Here is a 13,381-nt window from a genome sequence, read left to right as displayed (position 1 = left end):
TCGGAGGCCGCTGTTTGTGGGAGCATACAAAAGTACCCATCGTTTTTTGTGGACGACACGCGACACGTAACGCAGGTTTGGCGAGTTAACTTGAGTACTATGGTCAGAAACGTCAATAAACTGCTGGTGGCGAATCGCGGCGAGATTGCCTTACGCGTGATTCGCACGGCTTGCGAGATGGGGATTCCCACCGTCGCGGTCTATGCCGAACAAGACCGCAACGCCCGATATGTACAGATGGCCGATGAAGCCTATCTGCTTGGCGGGGATTCCTATCGCTCCTACATGGACGAGGATCTCATCATTGATGTGTTGCGCCGCTCCGGGGCGGACGCGGTGCATCCCGGCTACGGCTACCTTTCCGAGGTGCCCAGCTTCGCGCAGAAGGTGATTGATGCGGGCGCTACGTGGATTGGCCCAAGTCCTACGGCCCTGACCGATCTGGGCGACAAGATCACAGCCCGCCGCGTGGCCAAGCGCGCCCACGTGCCTCCGGTGCCGGGACTTTCCGATCCGGTCAGCGATATGCGTGAGCTGCTCACCTTCGCGCAGACCAACGGCTACCCGGTGATGATGAAGCGCACCGACGGCGGTGGCGGCAAGGGCATCACGCTTGTTCATAACGACGACGAGCTGCGCAGCTTCTACATGAACCACGATGCGCTTGAGGGCGGCGACCTCGACGAGTATTTCGTCGAACGTTTCATTGACAAGGCCCGTCATGTCGAGACGCAGTCAGGCCGCGACAGCCACGGCAACTTCACGGTCTACTCCACCCGCGACTGCTCGGTGCAGCGCCGCAACCAGAAGCTCATCGAGGAGGCTCCGGCCCCCTATCTGACCGACGACGAGATCGAGCGGCTTGAGCGCTATTCCCGCAGCCTGTTCACTGCCGTGGATTACGTGGGACTGGGCACCTGCGAGTTCATGGTCACCGAGCAGCACAAGGTCTACTTCCTCGAGGTCAATCCGCGCTTGCAGGTCGAGCACACCGTTTCCGAACAGGTTTCCGGCCTTGACCTGGTTCGCGAGCAGATCACCATCGCCGATGGAGGCGATCTGACCCCGGTCACGCGGACGCACGGTCACTCCTTCGAATTGCGCATCACATGCGAGGATCCGGACAGGAACCTGATTCCCTCCTCCGGAACGGTCGAGCGTCTTGAGTGGCCTTCCGGGCCCGGCGTCCGCGTCGACTCCGGCGTTGAGGTGGGCGATGTGGTCTCCCCGAAGTTCGACTCGATGATGGGCAAGCTTGTGGTCACCGCGGCCGACCGCCCGCAGGCGATCGCCCGTGCGCGCCGTGCGTTGAAGGAGTTCAACCTTCAGGGTGTGCCCACACCCAAGTCCCTGTTCGAGCAGATTTTCAACGATCCCGTCTTCACGGCCGAGGGCGAGTCGTTCGGCGTGTACACCAAGTGGCTTGAGCGCAAGTATCTCAACCACAAACCCGCCAATGCGGAGGGCGGTCAGCCCGCTTCCGTGGCCGGGCAGAGTGCGGATGTCCCCAAGACCAGACTGGAGACGGATTCGTTCGTCATCGAAGTGGACGACAAACGGGTGAAGCTCACCGTGCCGCGCGACATCGTGGACAGTCTGACCGGTTCGGCGCGTGCCCGCGGATCACGGCGGCCCACCCAGCCATTGCGTGGCTCTTCCGCGGGGGCCGGCCCGCAGAAGGCACGTGACGACCAAGGCAAGTCCGGTGTCATCGTCTCGCCCATGCAGGCCATCGTCACGCGCGTCAATGTGGCACAAGGCCAGGAGGTGGCCAAGGGCGACCTGATGGTGGTGCTCGAGTCCATGAAGATGGAGAATTATGTCTACGCGCCTGCCGGTGGAACGGTGGCGGAGATTTTCGTGGGGCCCTCCGACTCCGTGGATGCCGGTACCGAACTGATAAGGCTTGATATGAACGGTGCCGCCGATCGCGCGAAATCGAACGCCGCAGATGGTGCCGGTAACACGGACGGTATGGATGCTGTGAGCGGCGTGGACGGGACGAATGACACGGACGCAGTCCAAAACGCAGGTGCTCCGAGTTCCCTAAACGATTCGAATAACAGGGATGGCCAGACCTTTGAGGCCAGCGTAAGTGACGACACCACAAACGGCAGTGCGTCCGCCGAACGTCATGCCGATTCCGAAACCGTGGCACAGACCGAACCGGAAGGAGACCGCTCTTGACTGACATCATGACCGACCCGGCCGTCACCACGGCGATGTCCGGCAACGAGCCGATGGACCGCCAGCCCATACGTGCCGCCGTGGTCCGCGCCGCCGAGCTTGCGCGCGCCGCCGAATCCCATGCGCACGACCGCCAGCACGCCAAAGGCAAGTTCACCGCGCGCGAGCGCCTCGACCTGCTGTTCGATTCCGGCTCCTTCCAGGAGATCGGCCGTTTTTCCGGCGGCGACATCGACCGGGGTGTGGCAGGCAGCGCCGTCATCACCGGTTTCGGTGAGGTGTGGGGTCGCAAAGTTGCCGTCTACGCGCAGGATTTCTCCGTCAAGGGCGGCACGTTGGGCCGTGCCGAGGGTGAGAAGATCTGCCATCTGATGGACATGGCACTCGATCTCAAGGTGCCGATCGTGGCGTTGATAGACTCGGGTGGCGCTCGTATTCAGGAAGGCGTCGAAGCTCTGACGCAATACGGTCATATCTTCCGCAGGACGTGCGAGGCTTCGGGTTTCGTGCCCCAGCTTTCATTGATTCTCGGCCCTTGCGCCGGTGGGGCGGTCTATTGCCCGGCGCTTACCGATTTCATCATCATGACTCGGCAGAATTCCAACATGTTCGTCACCGGCCCCGACGTGGTCAAGGCCGCGACCGGCGAGACGATCAGCATGGAGGATCTCGGCGGCGGCAAGGTGCACAACGCCACCTCCGGCGTGGCGCACTATCTCGGCGAGGACGAGGCCGACGCCATCGACTATGCGCGCACGGTGCTGGCCTACCTGCCCGGCAGTTGCGAGGACGAGCCGCCGGTCTACGCCTACGCCGCCACCCGCGCGGACCGTGAGACGGCGCGCAGTCTCAAAGACGTGGTGCCGGCCAACGATCGTCAGCCTTATGACATGGTTGAGGTGATCCGCCGCATCGTCGATTACGGCGAGTTCGTGCAGATCCAACAGCTGTACGCGGCCTGCGCCACGGTCGGTTTCGCGTGCATCGAGGGTCGGCCGGTCGGTGTGGTGGCCAATCAGCCGAACGTGCAGGGCGGTATTCTCGATGTCGAATCGAGTGAGAAGATCGCCAGGTTCGTCCGGCTTTGCGACGCGTTCAACCTGCCCGTCATCACGCTGGTGGACACCCCCGGCTATAAGCCCGGCAGCGATCAGGAGCACGCGGGCATCATTCGTCGCGGGGCGAAGGTGATCTACGCCTATGCCAACGCGCAGGTGCCGATGATTTCGGTCGTGCTGCGCAAAGCCTTCGGCGGCGCATACATCGTCATGGGGTCCAAAGCCATAGGCGCGGACGTCAACTACGCTTGGCCGTCCAGTCAGATCGCGGTTCTGGGCGCGGCCGGCGCGGTCAACATCATCCACCGCAAGGACCTGCACAAGGCCAAGGAACGTGGTCAGGACGTTGAGGCCGTGCGCCAGGAATACATCAGGCAGTACGAGAACGAGACGTTGAACGCGAACCTGTCGCTCGAAACCGGTCAGATTGACGCCATGATCGACCCGGAGCAGACCCGTGAGGCAATCGCTGAATCCCTGCGGCTGTTGCGGGGCAAGAGGCGGGTGCGTCGCACAGGCAAGCATCACGGCAACCAGCCGATGTAAACGACGAGCCGCGAAGACCGGGACGTAAACGATAAAACCCCAAGAACCAACCAGTTTTGATTGTGAATGAACCAACAGTAAGGAAAGCCATGAGCGACAACACATTTTTCCTGAACCGCCTCGAGCATGAACCGCATGCGCTCGTCTTCGGCGGGCAGTCCACACCGTGGACCACCGCGCTGAACGACGAATGCCACCGATCCCACCCTCGCCCAGAAGCTCAAGGACCGCGCCGAGGCGTCCGAACGCCTGCTGGCCCCAGTGATGCCCACGCTTCTGGCCACGACCGGCGGCGTGGTCGATCTTTTCGGTTTCAAGGCGGCCAAGGCATCCCTGGGAGTGGCCGCCGAGGCCGCGTTCAGCGTTCCGGGCATCGCTCTTTCGCAGCTGGGCGCGTTGATGGACGCCGAATCCTTGGGCTACGACGTAACCAAGGCTCGCCCGGTTGCGGTGCTGGGGCATTCCCAAGGCATCATTGCCGAGCATATCGTCGAGGCCATCGGGGCCCGTGGTTCGATCGAGGCGGCCACCTCCGACATCGACGAGATTCTCGCCATCGCGCGTTTGATCGGCGTGGCCGGAACCCGCCAGTCCCGTTTGACCCCCATCTCCGCGGCCAGCGGCGAGGCGACTCCGATGCTGTCGGTGCGTGGCGCGACCAAGCGTCAGGTCGAGGTGCTCATCGGTCGCGTGTCCAAGCCCCGTGGTCCCATCGCCATCGCGGTGACCAATGCCCCTGACCACTACGTGCTTTCCGGTCATCCGGAGGATCTCGCCGGATTTGCCGTCGAGGCGGGCAAGGAGCAGGCGCACCAGGCGAAGCTGCGCGAGGAGAAGGTGCGTGGCGGTCAGCCGTTCGCGCCGGTGCTTGAATATTTGGATGTCACAGTGCCCTTCCATTCGCCTTTGATGGCGGGTGCCGTCGACATGACCGTCGAATGGGCCTCGGCCTGTGGTCTCGATGCCGTTCGCACCCGCACCCTTGCGCAGGAGGTGCTGGTCAATCACGTCGATTGGTCCGAGCGTGTCAACGGCTTGGTGACCTCGAACGACCCGACCAAGCTGTGGATCGTGGACATGGGGCCAGGCACCGGCACGGGCAAACTGGTCGGCGCCCTTGTGCAGGGCACCGGCGTCGGGGTGGTCGAGGCCGCTTCGGGCGAGGCCCGTGCCGCGCTGTCGACACAGGAGCAGGACCCGGAGCGCACGCAGGACTGGCGTCGTTTCGCGCCCCGCGTCATCGACACCCCTGCCGGTGAGCGCATCCGCACCAAGTTCAGCGATTTGACCGGCAAGCCGCCGGTTCTGCTGGCGGGCATGACCCCCACCACGGTGGACACCGAAATCGTGGCCGCGGCCGCGAACGCCGGCTACTGGACCGAGCTGGCGGGTGGCGGCCAGGGCACCGCCGGCATCTTCGACGGGCATGTGGCCGAGCTTGAACAGCAGCTCGAAGAGGGCCGCACCATCGAGTTCAACGCCATGTTCATGGACCGCTACCTGTGGAACCTGCAGTTCGGCCCGGCGGGCATCGTGCCGAAGAAGCGCGCCTCGGGAACCCCGATCGACGGCGTCGTGATTTCGGCGGGCATCCCCGAATTGGACGAGGCCAAGCAGTTGGTGGCGACCCTCAACGAGCAGGGTTTCCCTTACGTGGCGTTCAAGCCGGGCACCGTCGACCAGATTCGTCAGGTCGTACGCATCGCCAAGGCCGTCGCCCCGGTCAACGTGATTATGGAGGTCGAGGGCGGAGCCGCCGGCGGCCACCACTCTTGGGAGTCCCTTGATGTCTTGCTGATGACCACCTACGCCGAGGTGCGCGCCTGCGACAACCTCGTGCTGGTGGCGGGCGGCGGCATCGGCACCCCGGACCGCGCCGCCGATTACATCTCCGGCCAGTGGTCCCGCGCCTACGGCAAGCCCGACATGCCCGTCGACGGCGTGCTGATCGGCACCGCCGCGATGACGGCCAAGGAGGCGCACACCAATCCGGATGTCAAGCGCATGTTGGTTGAGACCCCCGGCATTTCGCCCAAGCCCGATGACTCCGACCCCTTCGCGCCGTTGGGCGAGAACTGGGTGCCCGCCGGCACCCCGGTCGAAGGCGGCGTCTCCAGCGGTCTGAGTCACCTGCACGCCGATATCTATGAGCTTGAGAACTCCTCGGCCCGTTGCGGCCGTCTTCTGGTCCGCGTAATGAAGCACCCGGAGGAATTGGAAAGCCGTCGGGACGAAATCATCGAAGCGCTCAACAAGACTTCCCGTCCTTACTTCGGAGACCTCGACAAGATGACCTACATCCAGTGGGCGGAGCGTTTCGTCGAACTGGCCTACCCGTGGATCGAGCCGACCCAGGCCGACCGTTTCCTGCACCTGTTGCAGCGCATCGAGGCACGTACCTGCGACCAGGAAAGCGGCCAGTTCGAGTCCCTGTTCGCTTCGCGCGACGACGTGGAGAACGATCCGCGCGGCGCCATCGAGCGTTTGAAGGCCGCGTACCCGCGTGCCGGCGAGCTGAAGGTGAGCCCGGCCGATGTGGCATGGTTCCCGACCCTCATTCACGAGTACCACAAGCCGATGCCCTTCGTGCCCGTCATCGACAACGACCTGTTGCGCTGGTGGGGTCAGGATCAGCTCTGGCAGTCCGAGGACGAGCGCTATTCCGCGGATTCCGTGCGTACCATTCCCGGTCCGATTTCGGTTGCCGGCATCACCACCATCGACGAGCCGATCAGCTCGATTCTCGGTCGCTTCGAGGCGGCCGCACTTGAGCGTACGAAGCAGGTCGACGCCGCGGCGGGCATCGCTCCCGTTCAGGCGTTCGCCCAGCTTGAAGCGGCGGGCAGTGCCGAGGAGTTCATTCGCAAGGCCCCCAACATCTCGTGGGTCGGTCACCTGATGGCCAACCCCGCTTTCGGCACCGCGATGGACGACAAATATTACGAGATTCGTCCGGTGGGTGTTTCGGCGGACGAGCAGATGTTCGACCTTGACATCCACCTCGACACCTTCTGGGACGATGACCTGGACGGCGGGCTGAGCAAGCACGCCGTGCGCGACATCGTCATTCCGCTCAACGTCAAGCCTTCGGCCACCGGCTTCTTCCCGGTGGTGGACCGCAGCCGCCTGCCGCAGCACGTCTACGCGATGCTGGCGGACACGGCCGGCATCGGCAACACCGCCATCACCGGCGACGTGCTCACCGCCATGCCCGAAATCGAGCAGACGGCGGACGTCAAGGCGTTCCCGTTCGGTGTCGCCCACTCCGATTACACCCTCTCCGACAACCTCGGCTACGACCACGAGGCCGCCACGGCCGGCAACATGCCCCAAGGCCTCAAGCCCTCCATAATCGCGCCCGACGCGTTGGTCGGCCCGGCATGGCCGGCCATCTACGCGGCTCTCGGCAGCGTGTACGTCAACGGCTTCCCGATCATCGAAGGCCTGCTCAACGCGGTGCATCTCGACCATCTGGTCGAGCTTGAGGTGACGGAGGACGAGCTGCTGGCCCACACCGGCGAGCGCATCGCGCTGGCCAGCTGGGCCGACGATTACGCCGAATCCGCCTCCGGCCGCGTCGTGACCATCCATGTCACCCACACCGCGCAGGACGGCACTCTGCTGGCCCGCGAGGTCGAGCGGTTCGCCATCCGAGGACGCTCCTACTCCGATGAACTGCCGGAGAACGCCCCCGATTACGGCGACTATCTGAAGAATCGCAAGGCCGCCACTGGAACCGGCACACCCTTCGGCGACGAAGGTGACCTCGACCTCCTGGTCTCCACCCCGCGCCGCATGTTGCGTCGGGTGAAGCTCACGGCCCCCAAGGAGATGACCGCCTTCGCACGCACCTCCGGCGACTTCAACCCCATCCACACCTCGCACCGCGGCGCAGCCGTCTCCGGACTGTCCGCCCCGCTCGTGCACGGCATGTGGCTTTCCGCAGCCTCGCAACATGTGGTGCAGGCCACCGACGACAAAGGTATGCATTATGAGATCGCCGGCTGGACGTACAACATGTACGGCATGGTGCAGCTCGGCGACGAGGTGGAAATCTCCGTGGAACGCGTGGGCAAGCTGCGTCACGGCGGCATGGCCCTTGAGGTCATCTGCCGCATCGACGGCAACATCGTCTCCCGCGGCACGGCGATCGTCCGCGCCCCGCGCACGGCCTATGTGTTCCCCGGCCAAGGCATCCAGCAGCAGGGCATGGTGCTCGACGAGCGCGCCAAATCCGCCGCGGCCCGTGAGACCTGGGAGCGCGCCGACAAGGTGACCCGCGAAAAGCTCGGCTTCTCGATCCTCGCCATCGTGCGCGACAACCCGAAGACCCTGACGGCCAACGGCGTGACCTACCATCACCCGGACGGTCTGCTCAATCTCACGCAGTTCACGCAGGTGGCGCTCGCCACCGTCGCCTATGCGCAGACCTCACGCCTGCGCGAGGCCGGCAGCGACACATGGCCCGCCTACTTCGCCGGCCATTCGCTCGGTGAATACAACGCCCTTTCGGCCTTCGCCGGCATCATTCCGTTCGAGACGGTCTTGGAACTCGTGTTCCACCGTGGCAGCGCTATGAACAGCCTGATCGAGCGCGACGAGCAGGGTCGTTCGAACTACCGTATGGGCGCCTTGCGTCCCAACCAGTTCGGTGTGGGCGACGACGGGGTTGACGACTACGTCAGGTCCGTTTCGGAAGCCAGCGGCGAGTTCCTGCAGATCGTCAACTACAACACCGCCGGTACGCAGTACGTCGTGGCCGGTACGATCGCGGGCCTGAAGTATCTTCAGGCCGACGCCGAGCGCCGTGTCAAGGAGTACGGCGGCCGCCACGCGTTCATGTTGTTACCCGGCATCGATGTGCCGTTCCACTCCATGCTGCTGCGCAAGGGCGTGCCGGACTTCCGTGACAAGCTCGACAGTCTGCTGCCTGCGCATATCGACTACTCCCGCCTGGTCGGACGTTACATCCCGAACCTCGTGGCCGCTCCTTTCGAGATGACGCGCGAATTCGCCCGGAAGATCGTGGATGTGGTGCCTTCCACCCGCATTCAGGAGGCGCTTGACAATCCGGAGACGTGGAACGCCTATGCCTCCGATGATCAGAAGCTCGGCCGTCTGCTGTTCACCGAGCTGCTGGCCTGGCAGTTCGCTTCGCCGGTGCGTTGGATCGAGACGCAGAATCTGATGTTCTCCGACCGTTCGCAGGGCGGACTTGGCGTGGAGCAGTTGGTCGAAGTGGGCTTGGGCAACCAGCCGACGTTGGCTAATATGGCCGCGAAGACCTTGAAGCTGCCGGACTTCTCCAACAGCCATATCGCGCTGTACAACCTCGGCCGTGACGAAAGCCGTGTCTATATGACCGACACGGATTCCCTCGCGCCGGAAGCAGGTGAAGAGCCCGCTGAGGTCGGCGCCTCGGCTGCGAGCCAGCAGATGGCGCAGGCTCCGGCCGCGGCACAATCGGTTCCCTCGTCGACCACGGCTGCTCCCGCCGCCGTTTCAGCCCCAGCCCCGACCCCGGCTCCTGCCGCGCCCGCCGCCTCCGGCGAGCGCCCGGCCGATCTGCCGTTCAGGGCCTCCGATGGCATCGCCACGTTGCTGGCCTACGCGGCGAAGGTGCGCCCCGACCAGATCGGTGCCACCGACACGACGGATACGTTGACCAACGGCGTCTCCTCGCGTCGTAACCAGCTGTTGATGGACATCAGCGCCGAGCTTGGTGTGGCCTCCGTGGACGGCGCCGCAGAAGCGGTGATTCCGGATCTTGAGCGCCTTGGTCAACAAGGTGGCTCCAAACTACAAGCCGTTCGGCCCGGTGCTTTCCGACATCATCCGCGATCGCATCCGCAGTCTGTTCGGTGCTTCGGGTGTCAAGATGGCGCAGATTCAGAAGCGCGTCACCGACACATGGCAGCTCGGAGAGGGCTGGGCCTCGTACGTGCTTTCCGCACTGGTGCTGGAGACCCGTGAGGGCGCCTCCTCACGCGGCGGTGACCTGGCGAGCCTTGGCATCGAACCCGCTTCCAACGTTTCGGCCGCCAACGCCATGATTGACGCCGCTGTGCAGAAGGTGGCCGCGGACCACGGCGTGTCGGTCTCACTGCCGAGTGCCGGGGGCTCAGCAGGTGGTGCCGTGGTCGATTCCGCGGCGCTTGACGCCTTTGCGGCCAAAGTCACCGGTGCAGACGGCGTCCTGGCTTCCACTGCGCGCTTCGTGCTCGATGAGCTCGGCCTCAACCCGCCTGCCCAAAGCGTTGACGGTGAAGACGATGCGGCGGCCGTGGTTCAGGCCGTGGAAGCCGAGCTGGGCAGCGACTGGGTCGAGCAGGTGGCGCCACGTTTTGACGAACGAAAGGCATTGCTGCTCGATGACCGTTGGGCGACCGCCCGTGAAGATCTCGCGCGGCTTTATTACAACAAGGACGAGTCAGTGAAGGCACTCAGCTTCCTTGGGGCAGGTGAGGATGTGGCCCGTGAGGCCAAGTGGTTCGAGTCAAAGGCCCAGGCCGACGGCGACGCCATGCTGGTGGCGACCTTCAACCGTATAGCGGTCGAGGCGCAGACGCCGGTCTCCAGCGATGCCGTGGCCTCCCGCTTCGCCGGGGACGTGGCCGTCGTCACCGGTGCCGCCCCCAACTCCATCGCAGGCCAGGTCGTCGCAGGTCTTCTGGCTGGCGGCGCCACCGTTGTAGCCACGTCGTATAGCTTCACGCAGAAAGTTCGCGCCTGGGCGGAGCAGACCTATCGACGCAACGCGGTGGGCGATGCCAAGCTATGGCTTGTGCCCGCGAACCTGTCGAGCTATCGCGACGTGGACGCGCTGGTCAACTGGGTCGGCAGCGTTGCGAAGAAGACGAACGGCGCCAAGACCACTATCCTGAAGCCCGCATACGAGCCAAGTCTGTTCTTCCCGTTCGCCGCTCCTCCGGTGCACGGCACCATGGCCGATTCCGGTCAGCTCTTCGAATCGCAGTCGCGCCTGATGCTGTGGGGCGTGGAACGCGCCATCACCGGTTTCGCGGCCATAGGCTCCGACACGGATGTGCAGCACAAGCTCCATGTCATTCTGCCCGGCTCTCCGAACCGTGGAGTCTTCGGTGGAGACGGTGCGTACGGTGAGGTCAAGTCCGCGTTTGACGCCATCGTCACCCGCGCCCGCGCCGAAAAGGATTGGTCCGGTCGTGTCACCTTCGCCCATCCGCTGATCGGTTGGGTGCGAGGCACCGGTCTGATGGGTGGCAACGACCCGCTGGTCGAGGTCGTGGAGCGTCATGGCATCAAGACCTATTCGACGCAGCAGATCGCCGCCAGGCTTCTCGACCTTGCCACCCGCCAGTCGCGCGTCGAGGCCGCCAAGGCCCCGATCACCGCCGATCTTACGGGAGGCTTGGGTTCCGAGCCGATCGACATCAGCGCGCTTCGAGCCGAGGCAGAACGCGACGCAGCCACCTCCGACGTCTCCGTCCAAGCGACCGACCATGAGCCGAAGGCGACATCCAAACCTTCGCTCATCAAGGCGCTGCCGAGCCTCGACCCGCCCACACAGGCGCCGGTCGACCTCAATGAGTGGCAAGGGGTCACCGCCAAGCCGGAGGATCAGGTCGTCATCGTCTCCATCGGTGAACTTGGTCCTTGGGGCTCCGGTCGCACCCGTGCCGAGGCCGAACTGGGCATTCACCACGACGGCCATGTCGATCTTTCCGCCGGAGCGGTGCTTGAGCTGGCTTGGAACATGGGGCTGCTGACTTGGCAGGACAGCCCGCAGTCCGGTTGGTATGACACGGATGGCAACCTCGTGCCCGAAGAGGACATCGCCGAGCGCTACCATGACGAGGTCGTGGCCCGCTCCGGTCTGCGCCCGTTCGAGGACGGTATGGGCAGCGGCGACTATCAGGGCGGCACGTCGAGCGAAGAGGTGGAGATCTACCTCGACCATGACGTCAAGTTCACCGTTCCCACCTGCGAGGCGGCCGAGCAGTACGTCATCATGGACGCGGAGCACACCTCAATCAGCAAGGACGACGAGTCCGGCGAATGGACGGTGACCCGCCACGCCGGTTCGATGGTGCGCGTGCCCAAACGCGTGGCCATGACCCGCACCGTCGGCGGCCAGTTCCCCAAGGGCTTCGACCCGGTCAAGTGGGGCATTCCCGCCTCGATGGTCGGCGCCGTGGATGAAATCGCCCTGTGGAACATCGTCACCACGGTGGACGCCTACCTTTCCGCAGGCTTCACGCCCACGGAAGTGCTGCAGACGGTTCATCCCTCAATGGTCGCCTCCACGCAGGGCACGGGCTTCGGCGGCATGTCCTCCATGCGCAAGCTCTACCTCGACCGTTTCCTCGGCCACGAGATCCCGACCGACATCCTGCAGGAGGCGTTACCGAACGTGGTCGCCGCGCATGTGATGCAGTCCTACATCGGCGGCTACGGCGACATGGTGCAGCCCGTCTCGGCGTGCGCCACCGCAGCGGTCTCCCTTGAGGAGGCCGTGGATAAGATCAGGCTGGGCAAGGCCGACTTCGTGGTGTCCGGCGCGATCGACGACATCGGCGTGGACTCGGTGATCGGCTTCGGCAACATGAGCGCGACCGCCGACGCGAACGTGATGTACGCCAAGGGCATCGACGACCGCTTCTTCTCGCGTTCCAACGACCGTCGTCGCGACGGCTTCGTGGAGTCCGAGGGCGGCGGCACGATCCTGGTCACGCGCGGCGACATCGCCTTGAAGATGGGTCTGCCGGTGGCGGCCGTGGTCGGTTACGTCCACAGCTTCGCCGACGGCGCGCACACCTCCATCCCGGCTCCGGGTCTGGGCGCCTTGGCCGCAGCCCGTGGCGGCAAGGACTCCCAGCTGGTGCGCGAGCTGGCCAAGCTTGGCGTCGTCCCCGACGACATCGCGGTGGTCTCCAAACATGACACCTCCACCAACGCCAACGATTCCAACGAGTCCGAACTGCACAACACCGTGGCTCATGCCATCGGCCGCTCCGAGGGCAACCCGCTGTTCGTCATCTCGCAGAAGAGCCTGACCGGCCACGCGATGGGCGGTGCCGCGATCTTCCAGATCGACGGACTGACCCAGCTGTTCCGTTCCGGTGTCGTTCCGGCGAACGTCGCCCTCGACTGCGTCGATCCGAAGATGCGTCCCGACGACCATATGGTCTGGTTGCGTGAGCCGCTCAAGCTTGGTCGTGTCAAGGCCGGGCTGGCCACTTCACTCGGTTTCGGGCATGTGGCTGGGTTTGTCGCCTTGGTCGCCCCCGGTGCCTTCGAAGCCTCCGTCGCGGCCGAATATGGCAGCCAGGCGCTCGAGGATTGGCGTACCCGTGCCAACGACCGTCTCGCGTTGGGTGAGCGTCGCCGCCTGATGGGCATGATGGGCCTGGCTCCGCTCTATGAGGAGGTCGACAACCGTCGCTTCCGCAAGGACGGCAAGCAGTATGACTCTCATGAAGTCGAGAAGGCCATGCTCCTTGACCCGCAGGCGCGGTTGGGTGCCGACGGCTACTTCGACTAGAAGGCCGAAGAGGTGAGTGCTTGGGAGGGTGAGTCGTTCATGCGAGGCTCATCCTCCCTTTCTTTCC

1 protein-coding gene and 2 pseudogenes are annotated in these 13,381 nt (G+C 64.5%); all 3 read left to right on the top strand.

Features of this window, described 5'->3' with window-relative positions:
• Positions 1–99: 99 nt before the first annotated feature.
• Positions 100–1,914: pseudogene (locus BBOH_RS06250) on the top strand (acetyl/propionyl/methylcrotonyl-CoA carboxylase subunit alpha); the annotation flags it as partial.
• Positions 1,915–2,183: 269 nt separating this feature from the next.
• Positions 2,184–3,791 (top strand): acyl-CoA carboxylase subunit beta, encoded by a 1,608-nt coding sequence (locus tag BBOH_RS06245; RefSeq protein ID WP_033522387.1) that lies wholly within the window; start codon positions 2,184–2,186, stop codon positions 3,789–3,791.
• 89 nt (positions 3,792–3,880) lie between these two features.
• Positions 3,881–13,314, top strand: a pseudogene (locus tag BBOH_RS06240) (fatty acid synthase subunit beta domain-containing protein).
• The last annotated feature ends 67 nt before the right edge of the window (positions 13,315–13,381 follow it).

The sequence above is a fragment of the Bifidobacterium bohemicum DSM 22767 genome, from assembly GCF_000741525.1.
GTDB lineage: Bacteria > Actinomycetota > Actinomycetes > Actinomycetales > Bifidobacteriaceae > Bifidobacterium > Bifidobacterium bohemicum.
The sequence above is the reverse complement of the archived record's forward strand: the minus strand, read 5'-3'. Positions and strand labels throughout refer to the sequence as shown.